Below are 24,964 nucleotides of genomic sequence, written 5' to 3'. Positions count from 1 at the left end.
TCGTCTCTATTTCTATAGCACTGTCTCTTAAAGGCTGCCGTCATTGGATAGATTTGTAGATAAAAACATCAGCTAAGATCACTTTTTTGCATTATGATCAAAGCCATCAGATTCGCTCAAGACTTATCAATGACTCACCCAAAATCCCAAATTCGCCTATTAAAAAAAGGCGATGCTCAAGCCTTACTAGATTTTGAGTACAAGAACAAACGCTGGTTTGAATCTAAAATTGGGCCTCGTGAAAATGATTTTTACTCTATTGATGGCGTTAAGCTCCACATATTAGAGACCCTAACTCACTATCATGCAAAGGCGACCTTACCGTTGGTCATTATCAATTGCGGGGCTATTGTTGGCCGTATTAACTTACATAACCTCGATGTCGAAAAGCGTCGAGCCCACATTGGGTATCGGATTGATCAAGACATGATTGGGCAAGGGCTGGCGACAAAAGCCGTGGAACACATTGTAGAGTACGCATTGAAGCATTTTGGTATTCGTCACTTCATCGCACTGGCAGCCGTCGATAACCCAGCGTCTCAGAAAGTCCTCCTCAACAACCAGTTCAGCTATGCCAGAAAACACACCGCATTTGCTCGGGTTAAAGGTAAGGTGCTCGACTGTAATGAGTACATCAAAGTATTGCAGCCTCAACATATAGACTGAGTAATGGCAGTCACTAACTTATCGAGTTCCGCTTTGACTGCTTCGGTGAGATCAAAGCCAATGTTCACTCGTAAGCAATCATCATAGAGCGACAAGGTGCTGAACAGATGCCCCAAGCGAATGTCGATATGCCTTTGCTCAATCAAAGATTTAAAACGCGCTACGTTAAGGTCCGGAACCTGAAGCCAAAGCACCATTCCACCTTGTGGGTTAGTGATTTTTACTTTTTCTGGCAAGTGGCTTGAGAGATAACTCAGATAGGCCTGCCTCAATTTCAGAAGCTTATTACGACGGCGTTTTAGCTGCTTTGCATAGTGACCCGATTCAATAAAATCTGCTATTGCGAGTTGAATAGGTAAGGACACACCAAAGCACGAAGCCGTGTGTTGAGCACGATAAGTTTGCGTATACCGTCCAGGTAAGCACCAACCTAATCGATAGCTTGGTGACAGACTTTTCGACACCGAACCACACCATAAAATGTAACCGCCCTGATCGTAATATTTGGCGGGTAACGGTGTGTGCTCGGAATAGGATAGTTCCAAGTACACGTCATCTTCAATCACAGGAATTTGGTAGCGATTCGCTAGCTCTGCCAACTTCTGCTTTTGTTGGGCAGACATAGTGATCCCTTGCGGGTTCATGTGCGATGTACAAAACACCCCCGCTTTTATAGTGCCCTGCTTAAGGTGATCTTCAAACTGAGCCAAATCGATACCATCGTCGAGTGAAGGGATCTCGACGATTTTTCTCCCCATACGCCCTAACAAATCCAAAATACCGCTAAAACATGGCGAGCTAATAGCAATCGCATCCCCCTCTTGCGTGCAAGCTTCCAATGCGGCCTTGATAGAAGGCATGCAGCCAGAGGTAATAACAAGCTCGTCTGAGTTTATGTGTAAGCCTAACTTTGAGAAATGTACACTGAGTGCGTTTCGAAGAGAGGGCTCGCCTTGCGTATCTGGGTATTGATTCAATCGCTGACCTAATCGCTTACTTGCGCGGCGAAAACTTCTCTCCAGTTCATTTAATGCGGCCTCGTCAATGTTGGTGCTAGACACACCCAAAGGGCCATTTAGGGAAGAGTGAATAGCAAAGTTTTGATTAACCGTCGAAACCTTGCTGATGAATCGCGCCCACTCTGGCGTTTTGTGTTTGCTTTGCCTAGGAGCAACGAAGTAACCCGCTTGGGGACGAGAATGAATCCAACCTTGAGATTCCAACTCTTGGTAACAACTGACCGCCGTGGACATACTGACCGCCTGCTGCTTAGAAAGTTGCCTCAAAGAAGGCATGCGATTTCCTTCTATCAACTTTCCTGTTTCGATTTCTTGGATAAACTGGTTAGCAAGCGCTTTGTATATACTCACGAGTCAACTGTACCTTTTTTTTTAATAAAAAACTGTATCTGTACCGATAACTGTACTCAAGTAATACTAGTTTTCAAGCGAAAGGGAGATCAGTTATGACTAGGAACGATTTATTGTTAGCCATCTTGGTGATGGCAATTTGGGGCTTCAACTTTTCCATGATCAAAATGGGCATCACAGAAGTTCATCCATTGTTGGCGACCGCGGCGCGTTTTAGTTTAGCCGTCATTCCAGCCATCTTCTTCATTCGACGCCCAACTGTGGCATGGCGATACCTATTTAGCTATGGTGTCGTCTTTGGTTTAGGTATCTGGGGTATGGCCTCATGGTCGATTACTGCTGGTCTCTCTTCTGGCATGTCATCGGTATTACTTTCATCCAATGCGCTCATTAGTATGGCAGTAGGCGTATTTATTCATAAGGAAGCTGCGTCTAAGCGTAAGGTAATGGGGGCTATCACCGCTTTAGTGGCATTGTTAGTTCTCCTTTCAGCCACCAATGGCAACATTACGGCTCAAGGCTTAATGTTTATCATGATTGCAGCAAGCTGTTGGACCATCATGGGGATGATTGTAAAAGCTTCCAAAACCACTCAAGCTTTTGCGTTTAATGTGTGGGGAATGCTGTTCGCCCCAATCCCGCTGGTGCTGTTTGCGGTAAGCCTCCATGGCCCAAGTATTGTCTCGCATGCCATCACAGCTTGGGACACCAGCACAACCATCGCTGTCGTATTCCAAGCATATCCAACAACCTTATTTGGCTACTGGGTTTGGAACCGACTGCTGATTCGCTATCCGCTCAGCACTACAGCGCCGTTAACACTATTGGTTCCTGTATTTGCGCTAATCTCAGGCTACTTCATGTATGACGAGCTTCTAAGCCACGCGCAAGTCATTGCCTGCGCATTATTCCTAGTCGGCATTGGATTGATTGTTAAACCTGCCGCAAATCCAAGTAAGTTGGCCGCCAAAGCGATGACGAGTTCCACCAGTAGAGCTTAAAACTCTTATAACACTTTAACCGACTGACCACTTTAACGGACTTATCACTTCAACCATGGAAAGGGCGGACGACAACATTTGTTCGCCCTTTCTGATTCTGTATGCTATTTCACACCAGTTTGCGATATCCCGAAAGCAGACTGCCCCTCGATTGTGTCCCGAATTAGATACAACATTTAATTTTCGTCACAAATGGTCACACGAAAAATCATTGACATAAGCTATGCTAGAGCGACCGATTATAACGACTTGTGTATCTATGAACTTATCTGCCTCATACAACATTGTTCTGGTTGAAGACGACTTAGAGCTTGCCGAACTTATCCGCGACTACCTTCAAAGCTTCGAGTTCAATATTGAGATCGTGACCGACGGTATCACTGCCGTCAGCACTATACTGTCAACTCAGCCTGATTTGGTCGTGTTGGATGTCATGTTGCCGGGTCAAAGTGGCATGGACGTTTGCCGTGAAATCCGCCCGAAATACAACGGTATGATCTTAATGCAAACCGCGCTAGATGACGACGTCGATCAGATGATGGGGCTCGAACTCGGGGCCGATGACTACATCGTTAAAAAGGTCAAACCAAGATTAATGTTGTCTCGCATTCGCGCGCTGCTGCGTCGCCAAGAGCGAACAAATTCTGAAAGTTCTCAAGATGTTCTGCAGATTGGTCCCCTAAAAATTCATTTGCAACACCGCACCGTTAGCCTCAATCAAGCCAGTGTAAAGCTCACTACATCCGAGTTTGACCTACTGCACCTGCTCGCTAGCAATGTAGGGCAAGTGGTGTCGAGAGATGACATTGCCCAACACATTCGCGGCTTTGAATACGACGGATTAGATCGCTCTATCGATCGACGCATATCTCGCTTACGCCGTTCACTTCAAGATGATCCCAATGAGCCAGAGCTGATTAAAACCATTCGCGGCAAAGGCTACCAACTTTGTGCAGCGCAAGGAGTTGAATCCATATGATTAGGGCGTTTTCTATTTTATGGCTTGCCGTCTTTCTGCCCATCATCATTTTGATCCTTCCAACTGGTGTCAGCCCCATTCAGCGCTTAAATGAAACCTTTTCTGAAAAGTTTTACATCGAGACTTACCAAGCAAAATTCGAACTAATATCCGCAGAGCTTGAGAACCTTCCAGAATCTCAGTGGGAAGGTAAGATTCGAAGTTTCGCCCCCACTTTGGTTACCCAATTGAACTCCAAGATATTGAGAAGTATCAATCAGACCCAGAGCTTTACAGAAGATTGAAAAGTGGTGATGTAGAATTTCTATTCGGCGACCCATTGGCCCTGCTGCAACAAGTTGGCGATAGCAAAAAGGTAGTTTACGTAGCGCTCAATGAATCTTCTGAACAGGCGATCGTCAATCAAGCAAAAGGGGGCTGTTTCTCGCCACTGAAGATTTGCGTCGCCACCCTAAAGAGCAATGGGAAGATAGGCTAGCTTTACAGACCTCCAATGCCCCATTCGTCGTTCGACTCAAAGGCTACAATGAGCTCCCTGATGAAGCAAAAGCCGCCATTAGCAACAAACCCAACGAGACCGTTTCGTTTATCGGTTCTGAAGGGCGTTTCGAATTGGTCTCGCCTGTCGCTGAGGACATTTGGCTCCATGTGGAAGACGATATCTCGATGTCTACGCAAATGAAAGTGACCTCAGCTATTATCGGTGCGTTCTTTGTTCTTGTATCGCTTGCTTTAGTGTTATGGGTTTACCCGCTTTGGCGAGACCTAAAACGGCTAGTCGTTACGTCTACCGAATTTGGTAACGGGGTGCTTTCCAAGCGTGCGTCTACGTCTAAATTGTCAGTGATTTCCCAGCTTAGCGACTCCTTCAATCAAATGGCCGACAACATCGAGCAACTGATTGCGGGCCAAAAAGAGCTCACCAATTCGATTGCCCACGATTTACGAACCCCGCTGTATCGACTGCGCTTTGCTTTGGAAATGATGGAAGATGAAGATACGCCCGATCTGCAGAGGCAGAAATACCGAAACACGGCCCATTCCAGCATTGAAGACTTAGATCATCTGATTAACCAGACATTGCTATTATCTCGATATAATCGTGTCGCGGACATCACCCATTTCTCGCACTGCTACTTTGGGCAAGAACTACTAAAGGAAGTCGACTATTTCAAGCTTGAACACCTAGACTTCAATATCCACTTTGATTGCGCGCCAGATTTAAAAAATCAGCCGTTGTTTGTCGATAACAAAGGCTTGATGCGAGCGGTCAAAAACCTCATGACTAATGCCAGTCGGTTTGCCCAATCCACCATAACCATTTCATTCTTGATTGAAGAAGAACAATACAAGATCAGGGTAGAAGACGACGGAAAGGGGATTCCTAGAGAACAGGCAGAGAAAATATTTGAGCCTTTCCAACAATTAAACAATGACGAACGCAGTAGCGATAAGGGTCATGGGCTTGGGCTTGCGATCGTTAAGCAGATCATGACCTTGCACAAAGGCAGCGCAAATGTACGCCAGTCGAGCATGAATGGTGCTCTGTTTGAGCTTTCTTGGCCAACTCACGCGCTCGGCCCGTCTACTAAAGAGGAAAGTGTGACCAATTAGGACACAAACCGTCCATAAAACGCCAACGACTCATTGGCAGTGTGAATGTAATTTTGAGTGGCATTACAAAATAGTCACTCAAAAGGAAATGACATGAACCTGCCAATGAATTCAAAAACTAAACTGATCCTTGCCCTTAGCCCTCTGTTCTCATCAACAACGTTTGCAGAAACAGACCTATTCACTCCTGGCTTCAGCGGCGCTTTCAGCGTTAACGTCGGTACAGGCAGTAACCAATCTCAAAGTAGTACTCACGGCGATAATGCTGTGACCGACGACCTCAATAACAGTGGTGAGGAAATCAGCCAAGGCTCGCCATTCATTTTAGGCCGATTGCAGTACAGCTTTGGTGATACCGTCATCTTTGTCGGTAATAGTGAAGATCAAATTGCGGAAGCTCAATTCCAAGGTGAACTCGGCGTTGTGCATAGACTCAACGACAACCTGTCACTTACCGCGGCTCTGTTTGGTAATGTGCCAAGTATCGATGAAGTGTGGCAAGACCCTTATTTAACCAATAGTGAGCGTAGAACCACGGAACAAACCGTCGCAGGCGCCCGATTTGCGTTAGGCATGAATGCCGTACTCCCCATCACCTTAAAATACGCTTACGCCTACAGTGAAGTGGATCGAGAAGATATTGGCGTTTCTCAAGATTTGACAGAACAAGAGTCGCAATTGCTCGCGAGAGAAAGTGACTATCACCGATTTGGCGCCGAAATCGCTCTACCAATAAATCAATCCATCGTCGTGGCTCCAGCGTTCTACTACACCCTAAGAGATGCGCTCGGGGACGCCAAAAGCTTCGACCAAATCAGTGCGCAAATCTCTCTTGCAGTCAACCACCAAAAACACAGCTGGGTGACAACTTTCCGAGGCAGCAGCGCAAGCTTTGACACCGAGAATCCCGTTTTCAAGCAAAAACAAGACTATGACTCAACAGGGATATTCTCGGTTTACAGCTTTAACGAACCCTTCGCATGGCGCAATGCGCAGGTTCACCTAATGGCGGGGTATCAATCCACCGACTCAGACATCACTTTCTACGACAGTGAAAGCACCTTTTTCTCGACTGGCTTTAGCTACCGTTTCTAATTAAGGAGAATGAACGATGACTTTTTCTAACACACTATCGAAAATCGCACTTCCTCTGTCACTTTTGATTCTTGTTGGTTGCGGCAGTGACTCTACATTTGAAGACTTCAAGAAATGGGAGAAGCCTGAAGTCAAAGCTGGCTCAGATCAGGTTCATACCCTGCCAAAAACGTCAATTAAGCTCAATGGCTCAGTAAAGAGCTACCCCAAGGATCTCCATACCATCGAAGCAATAAAGTGGACTCAGTTATCAGGCCCTGCTCAACTGACCATTCTTAATGACACCGAAGAGGTCGCCACCCTCGCCAATCCGACCACAGCGGGCACCTATGAGTTCCAGCTTTATGCTAGGGACAGCCGCGATAAAACAAACACGGACAAGGTAAAGATTGTCCTGCGAGAAGCCGTCGCAGCGTCAACGGCGCGCCGAACTTCGGGATTTGGCGATGACTTCCAAGCCATTTGGGATCACGTTGCGGATAACTACTCAGGGTATGAGGAGATCGAGCATCAATGGAATGAGCTCTATCAACCCTATTTAATTGAAGCTGAGAACACGCATTCTGAGCAAGAGTGGCAAAGCCTGCTTGAAGCCATGCTAGTCGAAGTCGATGACCCTAAGCTCATGCTTCAAACAAACGATCTATCTCTTACACCTAATCAAACTCAAACGCAGGACCAAGCTCAAATGGTTAACGCTTATTCCGCGAGCGCGACTTACGCTTCCACGACGCCTTCATTCAATACACTAAATTGGCGAGATGATAATGGCGTTGGCGTCATCATGTTCAACGATCTGTCCGCGATTAAAAATGAAGAGCTGCGCGGTGAGCTCGAATCCGCCATTCAAGCACTCACGTATCTCGATGAACTGAGACTTGAGTTCACGGAGCCAGAGAGCGTTAACGAGCAGATGACCTTACAGCTGATGGCGTGGTTTACTCGCCAACCTACAGAGCTTGTGATTCGCTCTCGCGACAATCAATCGCTGACCCTTGCAGCTAGCCCACTCGCGACTCACTCAATTGTGACGGTGGCCGACGGGTACACCAATGTGGAGATTATCGAGCTAAACGAATATCTGCTGAGTCAGCAATATGGTGAGATCAGCTATCAGTACGCGCCACACTTCGTGATTCCGACCTCTAACTAGGCGAAAAATAGAGCAACTGACTTACTGACTCTAAAGGTTTTTTCAGTCACACAAACACAAAAGCGATGCTCATTGGGCATCGCTTCTTAGTATTTAGATTCACTGCCTAGATTTTCCGTGCAAATAAACCGCTATCTTTCGTCTTTTGGCGTGTCCATCACCACCATAGTAGTAATCGAGTTCACCTGCTTACACTCACCTAGTACATCCGCATGGAACTTCTTATAAGCGGGCAAATCTTGCGTTTCCACTCGAATCAGATACTCATTGGCTCCGGTAATGTTGTGGCATTCAACCACCTCTTTTTGAAAGCGAACATGCTCTTCAAACTCTAGTTGCGCTTGCTTGCGATGGCTGGCTAATCCAATCGATACATAAGCAATAAACCCCACACCGAGCTGATTGTTATCCAACACCGCACGATAGCCTTTTATCACTTGTTTTTTCTCAAGCTCTTGAACGCGCCGTAGTGTCGCCGACGGAGACAAGCCAACTTTTTCTGCAAGGTCGACATTCGAGATCCTTCCGTCCATTTTAAGCTCGAGCAATATTCTTTCGTCAAATTTATCCATAAGGCACTTTTTATTGCGTACAGTCTGTTTCACTGACAACATAAAAACACATAATTGCGCGCGAATCTACTTAACATTGTGAGTATAGAAGCATGGATATTACATCAGATTATTAAAGGAGATCCGCCATGAGCATTGAACAAATGGGCGCGCTGTTACTGTTTGCGTTTGTATCAACATTCACTCCAGGGCCAAACAACATCATGTTGATGACATCGGGTGCCAACGTCGGCTTCAAGCGCACGCTACCGCACATGCTGGGGATCGCGCTAGGCTTTGCGTTCATGGTCATATTAGTTGGCATTGGCCTTGTTGGCGTGTTCAACACCTACCCAGTGAGTCACCAGATTTTGAAGTATGTTAGCTTGGGTTATCTTCTTTATTTAGCCGCGAAAATTGCCATGAGCGGGCGCGCAAAAGAGGTGGATGATTTCAAACCTCTGACATTTTTAGGTGCCGCGAGTTTTCAGTGGGTGAATCCAAAAGGATGGTCGATGGCACTAACTGCCGTGACGCTCTTTAGTGCTTCTGGCGCTTGGTTTGAAGTGGGCATTATTGCCATTGCTTTCACTCTGGCTAACATCCCTTCGGTCAGCTTTTGGACCATTGCTGGGCAGAAGTTGCAACATTGGCTAACAACGCCACTTCGAATTCGCGGCTTCAACGTTACCATGGCTGCACTGCTGATTGCTTCGACATTGCCGATGATTTAAGAAAGTCAGTGAGCACTAACTATTGGTGAATTATCTAGTAAATAAAGATCACGTTAGTTGCTCACTCAAATAGTCGATGAGTAAACGTACCTTTGGCGACAAATGGCGATTCTGCGGATAGAGCGCCCAAATACCATCTCGTTCCGAGCGATGACTCGGCAAAACTTCGATCAATTTGCCAGACAGCAAATATTCGCTCACGTAGTAGTCAGGCAATTGCACTAACCCCAAGCCTTGCTTCGCGGCATCCAACAACGCGATACCCGAATTACACTGAATTCGTCCACTGACTCTTAACGACTTTTCCTTACCCTGCTGAGTAAAACGCCAGTAATCCACGGAACCAACCAAGCAATGGTGATTTGCCAGTTCCGACAAGGAATGTGGCTCCCCATACTTTTGCAAGTAATCGGGACTGGCACAGACGTAAAGCTGACGGCTCGACAATTTTTTCGCCACCAGCAAGGAGTCTTCCAGATTGCCAAGGCGAATCGCTAAATCCATACCCGACTCAATTAAGTCTAACTTCTGGTTAGTCAAGGTTAGCTCTAGATCCAATTTTGGATAGCGTTTTAGAAACAGGTGGATCAAAGGCGCGAGTTGGTTTTCCCCATAAGTCACTGGCGCAGTGACTCGCAAAACGCCTTTCGGCGCAGATTGCATTTGCGTAACGGCAAGCTCGGCAAGCTCCAACCCTTCAATAAGCGGTTTACACTGATGAAAATAGATTTGGCCCGCTTCAGTGAGAGACACTTTCCTTGTGGTTCGGTTTAACAACTTCACTGCAAGGCGATCTTCTAGCGCAGACACTCTGCGGCTGACTTGTGCCACCGACGTCGACAGCTTGATCGCAGCCGTTGTGAAGCTTTGAGTTTCCGCGACTGCAACAAATTCGACTACTCCTTCCCAATTGACCATCTCATTTCCTCGCTACGCCTACAAAGCACCATCGCCACCCTTATATTATTGCATATGCGTAATAATGAATTTCAATTTTCATGGATTATCAATAATACGTAAATAAATACAATAACCCCAACCTAAAAAACGAAGACTATCGCATCACCGCAAAGTCCGTCTGAGATAGCAAGGCGGGATGGCAAAAGGTTGACTAACCTTAACGCGATAGCCAATAACACAAATAAGGAAGCAATAATGGCTCTAGAACTTAAACCTGGTCAAACGCATATCCAATCTAAAGCAATGGTCGCTTGGGCTGCGGGTGAACCTCTAAAACGTGAAACTGTCGATGTTGAACTGCCAAAAGCGGGCGAAGTGCTTGTGCGTATTGTCGCAACGGGTGTGTGTCATACTGATGCTTTTACTTTATCAGGTGAGGATCCAGAAGGTATCTTCCCATCGATCCTGGGTCACGAAGGTGGCGGTATTGTCGAGATGGTCGGTGAAGGTGTCACGAGCGTTGAAGTCGGCGACCACGTTATCCCACTTTACACTGCAGAGTGTGGTGAATGTAAGTTCTGTAAATCTGGCAAAACTAATTTATGCCAAGCAGTGCGCGAGACGCAAGGTAAAGGCCTAATGCCAGATGGTACCAGCCGCTTCTCTATCAATGGTGAAACCATTTTCCACTACATGGGCTGTTCAACGTTCTCTGAGTACACGGTTCTTCCAGAAATTTCATTGGCCAAAGTGAACAAGGAAGCGCCATTAGAAGAAGTTTGCCTATTGGGTTGTGGCGTAACAACCGGTATGGGCGCGGTGCTGAATACAGCAAAAGTTGAGCAAGGCGATACCGTTGCGATCTTTGGTTTGGGAGGTATTGGTCTTTCTGCCATCATTGGCGCACGCATGGCGGGTGCAAGCCGTATCATTGGTATCGATATCAACGAGAGTAAGTTTGATCTCGCGAAACAGCTAGGCGCTACCGATGTGATTAACCCACAGAAGTTCGACAAGCCAATTCAAGAAGTGATTGTTGAGATGACGGATGGCGGCGTGGATTACTCATTTGAGTGTATCGGTAACGTCAACGTAATGCGCCAAGCACTTGAATGCTGTCACAAAGGTTGGGGTGAATCGGTCATTATTGGCGTAGCAGGCGCAGGCCAAGAGATTTCGACTCGTCCATTCCAGCTGGTTACCGGTCGTGTTTGGCGAGGCAGTGCTTTCGGTGGCGTGAAAGGTCGCTCTGAACTACCAGAAATTGTTAACCGTTACATGGCTGGCGAATTTGGTTTGCAAGAGTTCATCACGCACACCATGTCACTTGATGACGTGAACCAAGCCTTTGATTTAATGCACAAAGGCGAGTCTATTCGTACCGTGCTGCACATGGATAGATAATCCAAATCATCGTAATGCCCCTTAGCACCGTAGCCCTTTTAATTGGGAGTGTTAAGGGGCTTTTCGCGATTAAGTTTCGTATGATAATCAAACCATAACAACAACAGTGACGACTCGAACTATGAACATTGAAAACGTTAGCCAAGCGAAAGTCGCCGGTGGCTGGCACAAGCAATACACTCATTCATCTCCGACCTTAAGCTGTGATATGCGCTTTGCCATTTTCCTTCCGCCTAGCGCCAATGCTAGTAACCCTTTGCCTGTCGTTTATTGGCTATCAGGCTTAACCTGCAGTGATGAAAACTTCATGCAAAAGGCAGGGGCGTTTAAAAAAGCGGCCGAACTAGGCATTGCGATTGTCGCACCGGACACGAGCCCACGCGGCGAAGGTGTTGCCGACGACGACAACTACGATTTAGGCCAAGGCGCAGGCTTTTATTTAAATGCGACCGAGTCCCCTTGGCAGCAGCATTATCAGATGTATGAGTACATCACCACAGAACTGCCAGAACTTATCGAGGAACATTTCCCTGTATCAACCGCTCGTTCTATCGCTGGACACAGTATGGGCGGTCACGGCGCACTGACCATTGGCTTGCGTAATCAAAACCGCTATCGCAGCATTTCAGCGTTTAGCCCGATTACTAACCGGTCAATGTCCCTTGGGGTCAAAAAGCCTTTATGGCTTACTTGGGCAGCAACACGGATACTTGGAAGCAATACGATGCATGCGAATTACTAAAAGCCGGCAAAGCAACCCTGCCAATTTTGGTAGACCAAGGTGATGCCGACAGCTTCTTAGCGGAGCAGCTAAGGCCGGAAAACTTAGTGGACGCTGCTACGCAGAGCCAAAGTGATATCACACTCAGAATGCAAGCAGGCTACGATCATAGCTACTACTTCATTTCGAGCTTTATTGACGAGCACCTAAGCTTCCACGCCAAGCATCTATTTGCGAACGAATAGCTTTCCAATATTCGAGCAAAGTTGACAAGACGCTAACTTACCCGTCGTATATGAATATGCTAATCTCACCCCTCAATTCTAGAGGGGTGATTTTTATGTCTGAAATGTATACCAAACATGCAAAAAAGTAAGGCGAAGTCGTTAAGGATAACATTTACAACGCCCTGTTAGAGCGCTCGTCGACCCAAGCATTACTCGATGATGTAAAAGAGAAGAAAGTCATTGATATGGGCTGTGGTTCAGGCATCTACACCCAGTGGTTGGTTGAGAATCAAGCTCAGTCGGTCATCAGTATTGATCTATCACAAGACATGGTGGACATGGTCAATCAATGCCAATACCCAAATGTCACTGCCTATCAGCAAGACATGACGTTAGGCTTACCAAAAGAGACGGATAACAGTGCTGATGTGATTATCTGCCCGCTCTTGATTCACTATATCGAAGATTTGGCTCCCCTGTTTGCCGAAGTCCATCGCGTACTCAAATCCAGTGGTTACATGGTGTTTTCGACTCACCATCCATTTGCCGATTTTGAATGCTCGCAATCAGGTAACTACTTTGATCGTGAACTGATCAAAGAGCAATGGGATACAGTAGGTACACCGGTTGAAGTTCAGTTTTATCGCCGCTCGCTAACCGAACTATCTAATGCCATTACTTCAACTGGCTTGACAATCACTAACATCAGCGAAGGCAAAGTGGATGAGAAGGTGAAAGAGATATCACCAGAGCGCTACGAATACTTATCAAAGAACCCAAACTTCATCTTTATGCGTGTTGAAAAGTCGCTGCGATGATATCTTTTGAGATAGAAATCACCGCATAAATCGGTACAATCCTCGCAGTTTATTGATCAAGTAAAGAGCCACCCATGCTAACGCCCGAGCACTGTTTCACTCCATTTCAATCATCCATTGAAGGCATAGACTTACCTGAGCGTTTTACTTATCCGTTCTACTATCAGCCTCATGAGTTGTGCGTGATTGCCGCTCGCGAGTTGCAGTCGCATCTACTTAGTCAAACTGATTGGCAACATGACTTTGGTGTTGCTGAAGATGGCGAACTTTCTAGTCGCGAATCAAAATCGACCGGCAAGATGTTTGGCGTGCTATTGGTAAGAAACCCGCAGGGCGAGCTTGGCTACTTGAGCGCATTTTCTGGCAAGATTGCCGACCAAAACCTGCTGCCGCATTTCGTGCCACCTGTATTCGATATGCTGTCGAGTGACAGTTTCTTTCGCACGGAGCTCGCTGAAATTACCGAAATCAACACTCAAGTTTCTCAGCGCTCAAATGATGCGGAACTGAAAACTCTGCGCGATACATTTAAGGCACAAACGCAGCAGTACCAAGCTGAAGAACAGTCGATTCGCAATGACCACATCGCAGCGCGTGCAGCTCGAAAAGCTCAACGAAAGCAGGCACAAGCGACCCTACCAGAAGGCGAACTCGCTTCGGTTCTTGAAGATCTAGGAAAGCAAAGTGTCGCTGACAAGAATCAGCTTAAGTACTTCAAATTAGAGTGGGATGAAAAGATCAAGCAAACCGAGCAAGCACTCGATGCATTGGAGTCTCAACTCGCAGGTCTTAAAGCTGAACGTAAAAAGCTTTCTAACGCTCTTCAGCACAAGCTTTTTGGTCAGTATCGCTTCTTAAATGCTTTGGACAAGACGCAAGATCTCAATGCGATCTTTGCTCCAACGACGAACCCTGTCCCACCAGCGGGGGCTGGTGAATGTGCCGCGCCAAAACTGCTGCAATACGCTTATCTGCATGGATTTACACCCTTAGCCATGGCCGAATTTTGGTGGGGAAAATCGCCTAAATCAGAAGTTCGCCAACATAAAAAGTTCTACCCGTCTTGTCACGGAAAATGCTTCCCTATTCTCGGCCACATGCTACAAGGGCTAGACGTTGATCCGAACCCACTAGAAGAGAACTGGGCCGAAGACAAGCCACTCGAGATCATCTACCAAGATGAAGCTATGGTAGTGGTAAACAAACCTTCTGGGCTGCTCTCCGTTCCTGGTAAAACCATTACCGATTCAGCCTACACACGTCTACAGGAGCAATTTCCTGATGTTGAAGGCCCATTTGTGATTCATCGCCTTGATATGGCGACATCAGGCTTATTGGTTTTTGCCCTAACAAGACGAGCAAATAAAAGCCTGCAAAAACAGTTTATTAGCCGCAGTGTGCAGAAGCGTTACATGGCGCTATTACAAGGCCAAGTCGAGGGGAAACAAGGGGATATTGATTTGCCTATGCGTGGCGATCCAGACGATCGACCAAGACAACTCGTCTGCTTTGAATACGGTAAACCCGCTCAAACCCATTGGGAGCTGATTGAGAATATTGGCGGTCAATCAAAGCTCTATCTGTACCCTAGAACAGGCCGAACTCATCAATTGCGCGTTCACTGCGCGCATCATTTGGGGCTGAACCTACCAATGGTTGGCGATACGTTATATGGCGAGAAAACTGATCGCCTCCACCTGCACGCAGAAAGACTGGAACTGGACCACCCTTACAGCAAAGAACGAATGGTGTTTACTGCTGATTGCGACTTTTAATCGGTTTGAGCATCTAACCATTTGATAAAATAATAAGGAGACCCAAATTGGTCGCCTCGTTTAGTATGCAGGTATGAGGGTCTCAGTACTTATTCAATCGTAAACCGCGTCGAACTACATACCACCCAAGCATAAGTACTTGGTATTGAGATACTCTCCAATGCCTTGCTTTGCTCCTTCTCGGCCAAAGCCTGACTGCTTAACACCGCCAAAGGGCGCAACTTCCGTAGACAAAATACCTTCGTTAATTCCTACCATTCCGTACTCAAGCTTCTCAGCAATGTGAAACGCTCGATGAATGTTTTGGGTATAGAAATAGCTGGCGAGTCCATAAATGGTGTCGTTCGCTTGATCAATGAGATCGTCGTCATCACTAAAGCGTAAAATCGGCGCAACTGGGCCAAAAATCTCTTGCTGAGTAATACTCATATCGCGGCGAACTTCAGTAAGTATCGTTGGTTCTACGAAGTTGTCGGATCCCAGCCCCGAAAACTCGCCACCACCCAATACAAGATTCGCCCCTTGCTCAGTGGCTTCTTCAATCAGTGCGAGAATATTCACCTTGGCTTTTTGGTCAATCACAGGACCAATATCCGTGCCCGCTTCTAAGCCATTCCCCACTTTAAGCGCTTTAACTGCAGTAATGAACTTTTCGACAAACTCATCGTAAATGTTGTCGTGAACATAAATTCGATTGGCGCACACGCAGGTTTGCCCAGCGTTGCGAAACTTGGATGCAATCGCGCCACTCACCGCGGCGTCGATGTCTGCGTCATCAAAGACGATAAACGGCGCATTTCCGCCAAGCTCCATTGAGGTACGTTTTATGGTGTCTGCGGCTTGCTTGATGAGTGTTCTTCCCACTTCCGTCGAGCCGGTAAATGAGAGCTTTTTGATGTCAGGGTGGTTGAGAACACATCACCAACTTCTGATGACGAGTGACTGCTCACCACCAGCAGTAAGTCATGAGGCACCCCGCCTGATAGGCCAGCTCAGTGATCGCATAGGCGCTGATTGGCGTTAGATTGGCGGGTTTCACCAAACAGCTGCAGCCTGCTGCTAAAGCAGGTGCGACTTTACGAGTGAGCATGGCAATGGGAAAGTTCCATGGCGTTATGGATGCAGTGACACCCACTGGCTGTTTAATCGTCATTATACGCTTGTTGCCTGCAGGGGTTGGGATGGTATCGCCATAAGCACGCTTACCCTCTTCTGCAAACCACTGCACAAATCCAGCACCATATACCACTTCACCTTTTGCTTCGGTTAGCGGTTTGCCTTGCTCCAACGTCATGATACGGGCTAAATCATCGGCATTTTCAATCAATAACTCATACCACTGTTTGAGTACTAAGCTTCGCTCAGCCGCTGTGGTTTGCTGCCATTTCTGCTGGGCAACTTTCGATGCATAGACTCGGCTTTCAATTTCGGCTTTCGTGAGAGCAGGCACAAAGCCGAGCAGCTCTTCATTAGCAGGGTTGATCACTGAAATGGCATTCTCACTTTGCTTGACCAAGGCATTAAGCAGCGTTTTGTTATTGATCTTATCCACGACCTTTCATTCCTTTTCTTTGCGTGCCAATCGCTTTTGACGATTTGGTTGTTGGAAATAGTGTTCTTTGAGTGCTCTTGAAGATATGGGCTATTTTGGTACCGTAAAATTTGCTCTGGCTTGTGTCACTTTTTCACGAATTGAGCAATCGAGCTCGTGATCATTAATCAGACCCATCGCCTGCATAAACGCATAAGCAGTAGTGGGACCAACAAATTTCCAACCGCGCTTTTTCAACTCTTTAGACAGCGCTACCGATTCCACTGAAGTTGTCTGTGATTGTGGGATATAACTGTCATCCACTTTGGCTTCATAGCGCCACATGAAAGCCGCAATAGAGCCTTCCTGTTCCACCATCTCTTTGGCACGTTTGGCGTTATTAATCACCGCTTCAATTTTGCCGCGATGACGAATAATGCCTTTGTCTTGCAATAGACGCTCTACGTCTTGTTCGCCAAACTCAGCCACTTTATTGAAATCAAACCGGGCAAACGCAGCACGCAAATTTTCACGCTTAGCCAAAATAGTTCGCCAGCTTAACCCCGACTGAAAGCTCTCAAGACAGACCTTTTCAAACAAGCGCTGATCTTCTGCAACCGGAAAACCCCACTCTTTATCATGATAATCAAAGAACTCTTCGACAGTGCCACACCAACTGCAACGCGGAAGACCATCTGGGCCAAGTACGGTATTACTCATAAATCTTCACAACCTTAACTCTCAATGTCATTCAATACCAAGCAGACTAGTTTATATTCTCCACTCGTTCTAAGATCTCATTCTCAATTGTCTCTATGAATGTGAATCAAACGTGTTAATTCTGATAAAAAATCCAGCAACTCGTGCTGGATTTTTTTGACCTACAAATTGAGGTTACTAAACAAAACTGAGGTTAATAATCAAAATTTAGAATACCACTGTCGCCGGCGGCTAACGTCACTTCACCCAGCTTTTCTCCTGGAGAATTACCTGTTGGCGCTGCTGGAATCACAATATCGGGATCATGCTCAACCGAGTCATCTGAGTTTCCATCACACACAAATACCGCGGTATAACTGCCTGCTTCCAAGAAACCAAACGAATAACTTCCGTCATCACCCGCTTCGGTCGAACCAATTGGCACAATCGCATCATCAGGAATGGCAGGATCACCACTGAATTCCTCATCATCAGGGTCGACAAGGTCTATAAGGTTATTCGCATCTAAACCGATGCCAGAATATAGGTAAATCATGTTGCCATCTTGAGTAGAGCAATCGCCCTCATCAAATAGGTTGGTATCAACAGTGCCGCTCAGCGACGCCGAAGTGGCATTATTTACTATGGACACACCATGTGGCTTCAAGATGTAACCATTATTGTTATTTTGATTACCCCGCATCACTAGTGAGCTACGCAGATCGAATTCAATCGTGAACGCCTGTACGTCTTCTGTAGTCACTTCAAACGCGCCTAAGCGCAGTTTATTACTGGGTTGTTTAAGCGCTTGCTGACCATTGTTATCAATCACATAGTTGAGACCCGATTCAGCGCTGATATGCAAGATGAGATTGTCGTAGCTGCCAACCGGTACCGCTTGATCTGAGACGATCATCAGCGAGTTTTCTCCCTGATATTCCAATAGATCCACTTGAATATAATCGAGCGTTCCGTCTTCCGAGCTCACATCAATTAATGTTGACTCTCCTTCACCATCCACTAATTCGATTTGATCAAATGCAATCACCACTTCGTCGGCGGAATCAACAGGCGCATCAGAGACCGAAAATGACACCGACGCACTGCCACTGGAAGATGAACTGCTGCTATCTCCACCACATGCTACCAAAACAATCGGCGTACAGATCACCGCGCACACTTTTTGCCAATACTTCATGTTCAACATCCTCTCACTTCAATTACAACAAGTATGGCAATAAACGGATTGTCCTTTGATCGAATCACAAATAAATCCTAACGATTAGCAAAAAAATCCTAACATTAGATAAAACTTTGCGACTAAACCAAAAAGCCTCAGGCATTAACATGAGGCTATCTCCATGTTTTATAATTCATTTACAGTGTAAACCTAACCCATTTCTGCTTATGCCAGCGGCGCGCCATGATTAATCCGCGTACCCACTCATCTAAAGCAACCGCTAGCCACGCGCCAAGTACACCGTAACCCCAATGAATACCCAAAACATAGCTCATGACGACACCGACACCCCACATGCTCAAAATGCCCATTTGAACCGGAAACTTCACATCACCGGCCGCTTTTAGTGCCGAAATGAACACGAGATTAAAGGCTCGGCCAGATTCTAATAGTAACGAGCCAAAGAGCAGCATCGAGCTAAGCCAATGATTTCAGCGTTGTCGGTGAAAACGGACAAAATGGTTTCACTGTTTAGCCAAATCAATACGGTAAAAGAAACAGACACCGTAACGCTGACCAAAAAATACCGCTGGACACGCTGAGTAATTTCATCGATCCACCCTTTACCCATGTAGTAGCCCGCTTGAATCTGCGTTGCACTGCCAACGGCAATAGCAAAAGCAAACGAAAAACGGGCAATATTTTGCGCATAGGTATAAGCTGCGAGTGACGCCGTGCCCATTTGCACCACAAAATACACAATCGCAATTTGAGCGATGTTGTAGGAGAGCATCTCGCCCGCGTTCATCCCACCCAGTTTAAGTATTTTTTGGTATATCGCAGCGGGCACCTGTCGAAACTGCCCCATTGGCAGTTCAATTGAGCTACGCGCCACTACCCACCATAAAATAAGCATACCAATGGTTTGGCTCACAACCGTCGCAATTGCTACCCCTTCTACCCCATACACAGGAAGCCCAAACGGCTGGTAGAGAGCAAAGTAGTTACCTATCACATTGATAACACCCGTAATGATGTTCACTACCATCGGCGATTTGGAATAGCCATGCGCGCGCAAAATCGTCGACAAGGTCACGGCAATCGTGACAGTAAAGGTCATACTGCCGCTGATCAGCAGATACTCAAGCGCGTACTGCTCTACTTGTGGCTCCAAACCGTAGAACGCCAGAATATAAGGCGCAGCGACCACCGCCATTACGCTGAGCGATACGCCTATCAGAATGCCGAGAATGATACTGGCAACCCCAACCTGCTTAGACTCTTTTTTCCGCCCTGACCCATTGTATTGCGCAATCAATATGCTTGATCCACTGCTCACAAACATGGACACGATGATCAAAAAGAAGGTGAGCTGGGCTACCACCCCAACCGCCGATACTGCGCGATCCGAATAACCACTGAGCATGAAGACATCACTGGTACCCAGCGCTGTTCGCAGCAGAACTTCGACCAAGATTGGCCAAGTGAGCGCAACGATTGACATGCGTTTGAGCATGGCTGAATCGCTACTATCTTCATAAGTATGAGAGTGTCCTTTCTCTGTTAGATGTTCAGCGGCTAATCCTGCCGCTGATTTTGGTTCTTTGACCTCGGTATAACGAGATGAGGACATATCCAATTCCAACTAATCGATCATAAAAATTAAAGCAGCGAGTTACTTTCCCAACTCACGTTGGCCAAAACCAAGTGCCAGTCACCGTCTGTTGTTAGTACAAATAGTTTATCTAGCCGACGCAGCTGTGCTTGCTCATGAACTAAATCGCGACAATTGACTTCAATTTTCACAAAGCCCTGATTGTTGCGGCGCGCATCATATAGACACTGCTCTCGCACATCAACCTTTTCCGACAGCGATTGATCTTCGCGAAACAACGTAACAAAGAGCGGCTGAGAAGAGGCTTTGATTACCTTTAATTCAAATACTATTTTTCCATCTTTACACCATGTAAAATCTTCTGACTGACGAGTGCCCGATTCGACATACACTTGTGCACTTCGATCATTAAACTCAACTTCAACCGCATCTTGCTGCTGTTGATAGTTAAATGGCTTGGTTTTAGCCCCATCAATTCAACAAGGTTGTTACGAGACACATCCACGCCATTCGGTGTTGAAGCATCGGCAATTCGAAGTTGATAGTCGCCGATGGTTGCTTGAATACCATATAGGTGCTCGATCTTTTGAACATCCACATCGCCTTCACTTCTATCTAAATCCAGAACGTCTAAATTACGTTGCTGCTTAGCATCGCTATAGTTAAGCCCGTATCCGTACTCAAACAACGGAGTATGCTCCCCCTCTGGCGACTGCTCATGGTCGGGTACCTCATAGTCAGGAATATGTTCAGGGATACGGCTGACTGCGTCACTGCGTTTCTTGTTAGGCCAGCTATAAGATAGTTTACCCACGAAATCGACATTTGGTTGCCCGTTTACGTTAGCGATCAGAACATCAGTCATACCGCGACCTTCACTGCCCGGTAAGAACGCTGCAACAAAGGCATCGGAAAGCGAAATTTCCTCGTTAACAAATAGAGGTCGACCACTAAAGAACACCGAAATCACTTTAACGCCTTGCTCATGCAAACGACGAATCTTCTCACTATCTGCCGCATAGCTGCGCTTTAGTGACGCAAACTCTAACGTTTGCCACTCTTTGATGTCTCCCATCATTTCGGCATACGGATCTTCTCCAAATGCCACGATCGCAATGTCACCTTTGCCATACTTGGCTTCTAAACTTGGGTCAAAGCAGACATTCCCTTGTCCCAACTCTGCTTCCAGTGCCATCTTCAACGTGGTTGCGCCTGGGAAATCATCAAGAGAGTTCTCATCTCCTTGCCATGTAAGGTTCCAACCACCCGATTGCTTCTGCAGATCGTTCGCCGCGCTTCCTGTCAAAATCACTTTCTGAGTTTTACTGAGTGGCAAAATCTGGTCTTTGTTTTTCAGCAATACCATAGACTTTTGTACTGCTTCACGCGCGACTTCTCTGTGTTCCACTGCGCCCAATGTTGCTTGGTTTCCAGCCAATGAACGTTCGCTTGGTGCGGGCTTGTTCCACAAGTTTGCGCGCATCTTTACACGCAAAATCCTAGCAACGGCATCGTCTATTCTGCTCAAAGCAATCTTACCAGCATGTACATCTTCAACCGTCTGTTTGTACACCGCTTGCCAATGTTCGCGGACTGGCACCATTAAGATGTCATTACCCGCGTTAATTGCATAGGTCGCATTGCCATCAGTGCACTTGCTTACCTCTGAATGTCCATGCCAATCGGTCACGACCAAACCATCAAACTTCATCTGCTCTTTAAGTACATCAGTAAGCAAATACTTACTTCCGTGGATCTTTTTATTGTATATACCTTCAACGCTGTCATCATGGTCATAGTTAGCCGACTGCTCCCAACTATTAAACGATGACATCACCACTTGGGCACCAGCATTCAAACCACTGAAATACCCCATAGCATGAATGTTTCTTAAATGATCTTCGCTGTATGGATTAATGCCTCTATCTACGCCATTGATGGTGCCGCCATCGCCGACCCAGTGCTTCACATTCGAAATCACATATTGATCGCCTTTTAAGGTTTCTGCATCACCTTGGAGACCTTTCACCATTTCGCCTGCGTAAGCTAGGTAATTTCAGGATCTTCAGAATATCCTTCATACACACGCCCCCAACGAAGATTACGTGGTGTGGCAACGGTAGGGGCAAACGTCCAATCCAGACCGGTTGCGGCAATTTCTAATGCGGTAATTCGGCCAATGCGTCGAATCAATTCAGGATCACGAGCACAGCCCAAGCCGATATTGTGTGGAAATACTGTGGCGCCAAATACATTGTTATGTCCGTGAACAGCATCGGTAGCCAGAAAAAGGGAATGCGAAACGGCCTATCTGCAAACATTTTTTCCGTCGCATGCCAGAAAAGATCCGCTTTCGCCGTCCACTCATTGGCACTTGCCTGTTTGTTATTGTCTGGCCAAGAGCCACCGCCGTTTAAAATTGAGCCTATTTTGTATTCGATGATCTCTTCTGGCGTAATATCGCGCAGCTCTGGTTGGATCATTTGACCGACTTTTTCCTCTAGCGTCATCAAAGACAAGATTCGAGTAATTTCTTGTTCTATTGCAGGATCTGTTTTGATTAGGGAATCAATCTGCGGCCATTGTTCGAAATAAGGTGTTTTTGTGTGGGTCACGGCATGAGTCCTCAAGTAAAGATTAGCGCTCGTTCACGTTGTTCGTTATAGCCAATCTGAGTTTGTAAAATTTTGCTTTTCTATTGGCCAGTTTTTCTATCAACAATGGTAAGATTCATTTAGACGCACCTCTACCAATATAGCGACATAAAAAAGGAATATTGCGACATGAGCATCATTTACAAGCTGAGTGACCATCAGCTTCACCCCCATCTCAAGTTTGCAATCTTCGATGGTAATCATCATTGTGATTTTGCCGATCATAAACATGACTTTTCGGAGATGCTTCTTGTGACAGAGGGAAGTGGGATTCACTCTGTAGCGTCGCATCGCTACAGCATCAAAAAAGGTGACGTCTTTATCATCAATGGCGATATTGAACATGGCTTTAGTGACGTTGATAACCTGTCCCTTATCAACTTAATGTTTGATGCCCCAGTTCCTTTTTTTGAACAGCCCTCTATGCGCAGTTTGGCTGGCTATCAAGCCATGTTTAAAGTCGAGCCTATTGCGCGCCAAACCAGTGACTACCAAGCCAAACTCACTCTCGACGATGAGCAATTGCCAAAGGTTCGGAATCTATTGGAAGAAATTCGTACCGAGTACAATCAAGGAAAGGCAGGCTTTGAAACCATGGTAACAAGCATGATGCAGCAGCTAGTTGTGCTGCTGTCGCGCCTCTATCAAGGCCAGGAGTCCAGCAAGCCACAGACGACACTGGCACTGAGCCGAGCTCTGGTACACATTGAAAAGCACTTAACGCAGCCCGAGCTTAACAGTGAGTCCATCGCCAACGCCGCGTTCGTTAGTAAGCGCCAGCTTGAACGATTGTTTCGACAGTTTTTGGATACATCTCCGACTCAATACATCCGCGACGCTCAATTGAACAAGGCTAAAATGCTGCTGTTAGCCAACTCAGAATTCTCTATACAAGCTGTGGCTGATATGAGTGGGTTTTCTGACAGCAATTACTTCTCTAAGTGTTTCAAAACTAGATTTGAGATGAGCCCAATGGCATTTCGCAATCAAGTGCTCCATGAAGGTCTATAAGCTTGAAAGCGGACTGAGTACGCCATTTGCGCCCCGCTCAATCACGTGAGTGTATATTTGTGTGGTTCTAACATCGCTATGCCCCAACTGTTCTTGAACGGTTCTGATATCAGCCCCTGACTCTAATAAATGCGTTGCAAAGCTGTGCCGCAGTGTATGGCAAGTGACGTTCTTTTCAATCTGCGCGAGTTTCGCGCTCTTTTTCACAGATCGCTGAAGCGAGATTTCATTCATATGATGACGCCTTAATAGCCCCGTTGTGGGGTCTTGTGATAACTTGATGGATGGGAATAGATAATGCCAACGAAACTCTAACTCAGCGCCGGGGTATTTCTTTCTTAAGGCTGGATTTATCCAAACGCCTGTGTATCCCTTGGTATTCATGTCAACTTGGTAGTAATCTCTCGCAACCGTCTCTTGATGTTTCAATAAAGGAATGAGCTCTTTAGCTAAGGTGACTGTTCTATTCTTACCGCCTTTTCCCTGCCAAACGCGCACAGCACCATAATGATAATCGATATCTTGAACACGAAGCCTTACGCACTCCATTAGCCTTAGGCCAGAGCCATACAATAACATTGTCTGTAACTTGTACTTAGGATCGATATGGTCGATGAACGCTCGCATCTCATTTCGATTTAATACGACAGGCAGTTTAGGTTCACGCCGCGAGCGTTGAAAATGGAGTGTTTCTGGTAAAGGTTGCTTAAAGTAATCCCGATATAGAAACTGAATCGCATTGAGTGCTAATGCCTGCGTTTTTGCGGCCACTTGTTTCTCGTTCGCCAAGTGCGTCAAGAAAGCCACCACTTCTTCACTACCCAACTTAGACGGATGCTGCATATCATGAAAAATGATAAAGCGCTTAATCCACGTAATATAGGCTTCGACGGTCTTCTTAGCGTAATAACGGCTGAACATAAACTCTTTAACACTGAGTAGGAACTGACTTTTCATAGTTTAAAGAACTGGATATATATACATAAAAGTCAGTTTTACCCATGATTCTGAATTAAGGCACAAAGAGATACATAATAAGTGATTGCCTGCGCGCAATCTCATACTTTTCCAACAGCTTTTCATTGAGTTAGCAGCCTAAATCCAATACGTTGGTTTGTAGAAAGATGACTGTACGGTTTGGGATAGGCGAACTCAAAGACGTATAGATAGCGTTATGTAACAGGCTGATTTTCAATAACATTAAGCCCACCGAAATTCCAAACTTCTTCTCAGCTCTTGGGTTTATAGCTCTGCGTTTTTGTTTGG

16 protein-coding genes and 5 pseudogenes are annotated in these 24,964 nt (G+C 46.2%); 12 read left to right on the top strand and 9 right to left on the bottom strand.

Features of this window, described 5'->3' with window-relative positions; genetic code table 11:
• Nucleotides 1-129: 129 nt before the first annotated feature.
• Nucleotides 130-666 carry a GNAT family N-acetyltransferase gene (locus tag UA76_RS19735; protein WP_047049660.1) on the top strand — a complete coding sequence of 179 codons (537 nt, stop codon included), beginning with the start codon at nt 130-132 and terminating at the stop codon, nt 664-666.
• Here UA76_RS19735 and UA76_RS19730 read toward each other — a convergent pair.
• On the bottom strand, nt 651-2,036 hold the full coding sequence (locus UA76_RS19730) for an aminotransferase-like domain-containing protein (RefSeq protein ID WP_047049626.1): 1,386 nt from the start codon (nt 2,034-2,036) through the stop codon (nt 651-653). The two genes, UA76_RS19735 and UA76_RS19730, sit on opposite strands and share 16 nt — an antisense overlap.
• A gap of 95 nt (nt 2,037-2,131) precedes the next feature.
• Between UA76_RS19730 and UA76_RS19725 the strand changes: the two genes are divergently transcribed.
• From UA76_RS19725 to UA76_RS19705, 5 genes and pseudogenes are all read left to right on the top strand, one after another.
• On the top strand, nt 2,132-3,037 hold the full coding sequence (locus UA76_RS19725) for an EamA family transporter (protein ID WP_047049625.1): 906 nt from the start codon (nt 2,132-2,134) through the stop codon (nt 3,035-3,037).
• A gap of 259 nt (nt 3,038-3,296) precedes the next feature.
• Complete coding sequence (locus UA76_RS19720) at nt 3,297-4,016, top strand: winged helix-turn-helix domain-containing protein (RefSeq protein WP_047049624.1); 720 nt, start codon at nt 3,297-3,299, stop codon at nt 4,014-4,016.
• Nucleotides 4,013-5,630, top strand: a pseudogene (locus UA76_RS19715) (ATP-binding protein). The gene UA76_RS19720 and the pseudogene UA76_RS19715 overlap by 4 nt, the downstream one beginning before the upstream one ends.
• Before the next feature lie 93 nt (nt 5,631-5,723).
• The gene (locus UA76_RS19710) at nt 5,724-6,725 is read left to right on the top strand and encodes a DUF2860 family protein (RefSeq protein WP_047049623.1); all 1,002 of its coding nucleotides are present in this window, start codon (nt 5,724-5,726) and stop codon (nt 6,723-6,725) included.
• A 16-nt stretch (nt 6,726-6,741) separates the two neighbouring features.
• Nucleotides 6,742-7,878 (top strand): PKD domain-containing protein, encoded by a 1,137-nt coding sequence (locus UA76_RS19705; protein ID WP_047049622.1) that lies wholly within the window; start codon nt 6,742-6,744, stop codon nt 7,876-7,878.
• Between the two features lie 131 nt (nt 7,879-8,009).
• On the opposite strand, the gene UA76_RS19700 is transcribed toward UA76_RS19705, so the two are convergent.
• Nucleotides 8,010-8,450 (bottom strand): Lrp/AsnC family transcriptional regulator, encoded by a 441-nt coding sequence (locus tag UA76_RS19700; RefSeq protein WP_047049621.1) that lies wholly within the window; start codon nt 8,448-8,450, stop codon nt 8,010-8,012.
• A gap of 128 nt (nt 8,451-8,578) precedes the next feature.
• Here UA76_RS19700 and UA76_RS19695 point away from each other — a divergent pair, with 128 nt between their 5' ends.
• Complete coding sequence (locus tag UA76_RS19695) at nt 8,579-9,163, top strand: LysE family translocator (RefSeq protein ID WP_047049620.1); 585 nt, start codon at nt 8,579-8,581, stop codon at nt 9,161-9,163.
• A 48-nt stretch (nt 9,164-9,211) separates the two neighbouring features.
• On the opposite strand, the gene UA76_RS19690 is transcribed toward UA76_RS19695, so the two are convergent.
• Nucleotides 9,212-10,081, bottom strand: a complete 870-nt coding sequence (locus UA76_RS19690) for a LysR substrate-binding domain-containing protein (RefSeq protein WP_047049619.1) — start codon at nt 10,079-10,081, stop codon at nt 9,212-9,214.
• Between the two features lie 237 nt (nt 10,082-10,318).
• On the opposite strand from UA76_RS19690, the gene UA76_RS19685 reads away from it, so the two are divergent.
• The 4 genes and pseudogenes from UA76_RS19685 (at nt 10,319) to UA76_RS19670 (ending at nt 15,008) form a co-directional block, all read left to right on the top strand.
• A complete protein-coding gene (locus UA76_RS19685) occupies nt 10,319-11,467 on the top strand; it encodes an S-(hydroxymethyl)glutathione dehydrogenase/class III alcohol dehydrogenase (RefSeq protein ID WP_047049618.1) in 1,149 nt (382 codons plus the stop codon).
• Between the two features lie 208 nt (nt 11,468-11,675).
• A pseudogene (gene fghA / locus UA76_RS19680) lies at nt 11,676-12,433 on the top strand (S-formylglutathione hydrolase).
• Nucleotides 12,434-12,585: 152 nt separating this feature from the next.
• Nucleotides 12,586-13,233 (top strand): class I SAM-dependent methyltransferase, encoded by a 648-nt coding sequence (locus tag UA76_RS19675; RefSeq protein ID WP_238322371.1) that lies wholly within the window; start codon nt 12,586-12,588, stop codon nt 13,231-13,233.
• A gap of 74 nt (nt 13,234-13,307) precedes the next feature.
• Nucleotides 13,308-15,008, top strand: coding sequence for an RluA family pseudouridine synthase (locus UA76_RS19670; RefSeq protein ID WP_047049617.1), 1,701 nt, complete (start codon nt 13,308-13,310; stop codon nt 15,006-15,008).
• A 114-nt stretch (nt 15,009-15,122) separates the two neighbouring features.
• Here the strand turns inward: UA76_RS19670 and UA76_RS19665 are convergent.
• The 5 genes and pseudogenes from UA76_RS19665 to UA76_RS19645 form a co-directional block, all read right to left on the bottom strand.
• A pseudogene (locus tag UA76_RS19665) lies at nt 15,123-16,560 on the bottom strand (NAD-dependent succinate-semialdehyde dehydrogenase).
• 90 nt (nt 16,561-16,650) lie between these two features.
• On the bottom strand, nt 16,651-17,259 hold the full coding sequence (locus UA76_RS19660) for a DNA-3-methyladenine glycosylase I (protein ID WP_047049616.1): 609 nt from the start codon (nt 17,257-17,259) through the stop codon (nt 16,651-16,653).
• Nucleotides 17,260-17,452: 193 nt separating this feature from the next.
• Nucleotides 17,453-18,436: a DUF4382 domain-containing protein gene (locus UA76_RS19655; protein ID WP_047049659.1), complete on the bottom strand. Its 984-nt coding sequence runs from the start codon at nt 18,434-18,436 to the stop codon at nt 17,453-17,455.
• Between the two features lie 179 nt (nt 18,437-18,615).
• Nucleotides 18,616-19,934, bottom strand: a pseudogene (locus UA76_RS19650) (MATE family efflux transporter).
• Between the two features lie 146 nt (nt 19,935-20,080).
• A pseudogene (locus tag UA76_RS19645) lies at nt 20,081-22,648 on the bottom strand (glycoside hydrolase family 3 protein).
• Between the two features lie 168 nt (nt 22,649-22,816).
• On the opposite strand from UA76_RS19645, the gene UA76_RS19640 reads away from it, so the two are divergent.
• Nucleotides 22,817-23,698: a helix-turn-helix domain-containing protein gene (locus UA76_RS19640; protein WP_047049615.1), complete on the top strand. Its 882-nt coding sequence runs from the start codon at nt 22,817-22,819 to the stop codon at nt 23,696-23,698.
• Here UA76_RS19640 and UA76_RS19635 read toward each other — a convergent pair.
• The gene (locus UA76_RS19635; protein ID WP_047049614.1) at nt 23,693-24,655 is read right to left on the bottom strand and encodes an integron integrase; all 963 of its coding nucleotides are present in this window, start codon (nt 24,653-24,655) and stop codon (nt 23,693-23,695) included. The genes UA76_RS19640 and UA76_RS19635 overlap by 6 nt on opposite strands.
• Nucleotides 24,656-24,964: the final 309 nt, after the last annotated feature.

Origin of the sequence: Vibrio mexicanus, assembly GCF_001012815.1 — a bacterium.
In the GTDB taxonomy this organism is placed as follows: domain Bacteria; phylum Pseudomonadota; class Gammaproteobacteria; order Enterobacterales; family Vibrionaceae; genus Vibrio; species Vibrio mexicanus.
Note: the sequence above shows the minus strand (reverse complement) of the source record. Positions and strands in the feature narration are given on the sequence as shown.

Excerpts from the sequence above, each read along its gene's own strand:
- UA76_RS19670 (WP_047049617.1), top strand. The coding sequence starts at position 13,308 with ATGCTAACGCCCGAGCACTGTTTCACTCCATTTCAATCATCCATTGAA.
- UA76_RS19640 (WP_047049615.1), top strand. The coding sequence starts at position 22,817 with ATGAGCATCATTTACAAGCTGAGTGACCATCAGCTTCACCCCCATCTC.
- UA76_RS19700 (WP_047049621.1), bottom strand. The coding sequence starts at position 8,450 with ATGGATAAATTTGACGAAAGAATATTGCTCGAGCTTAAAATGGACGGA.
- UA76_RS19660 (WP_047049616.1), bottom strand. The coding sequence starts at position 17,259 with ATGAGTAATACCGTACTTGGCCCAGATGGTCTTCCGCGTTGCAGTTGG.
- UA76_RS19710 (WP_047049623.1), top strand. The coding sequence starts at position 5,724 with ATGAACCTGCCAATGAATTCAAAAACTAAACTGATCCTTGCCCTTAGC.
- UA76_RS19695 (WP_047049620.1), top strand. The coding sequence starts at position 8,579 with ATGAGCATTGAACAAATGGGCGCGCTGTTACTGTTTGCGTTTGTATCA.
- UA76_RS19705 (WP_047049622.1), top strand. The coding sequence starts at position 6,742 with ATGACTTTTTCTAACACACTATCGAAAATCGCACTTCCTCTGTCACTT.
- UA76_RS19635 (WP_047049614.1), bottom strand. The coding sequence starts at position 24,655 with ATGAAAAGTCAGTTCCTACTCAGTGTTAAAGAGTTTATGTTCAGCCGT.
- UA76_RS19725 (WP_047049625.1), top strand. The coding sequence starts at position 2,132 with ATGACTAGGAACGATTTATTGTTAGCCATCTTGGTGATGGCAATTTGG.
- UA76_RS19655 (WP_047049659.1), bottom strand. The coding sequence starts at position 18,436 with ATGAAGTATTGGCAAAAAGTGTGCGCGGTGATCTGTACGCCGATTGTT.
- UA76_RS19720 (WP_047049624.1), top strand. The coding sequence starts at position 3,297 with ATGAACTTATCTGCCTCATACAACATTGTTCTGGTTGAAGACGACTTA.
- UA76_RS19690 (WP_047049619.1), bottom strand. The coding sequence starts at position 10,081 with ATGGTCAATTGGGAAGGAGTAGTCGAATTTGTTGCAGTCGCGGAAACT.
- UA76_RS19735 (WP_047049660.1), top strand. The coding sequence starts at position 130 with ATGACTCACCCAAAATCCCAAATTCGCCTATTAAAAAAAGGCGATGCT.
- UA76_RS19685 (WP_047049618.1), top strand. The coding sequence starts at position 10,319 with ATGGCTCTAGAACTTAAACCTGGTCAAACGCATATCCAATCTAAAGCA.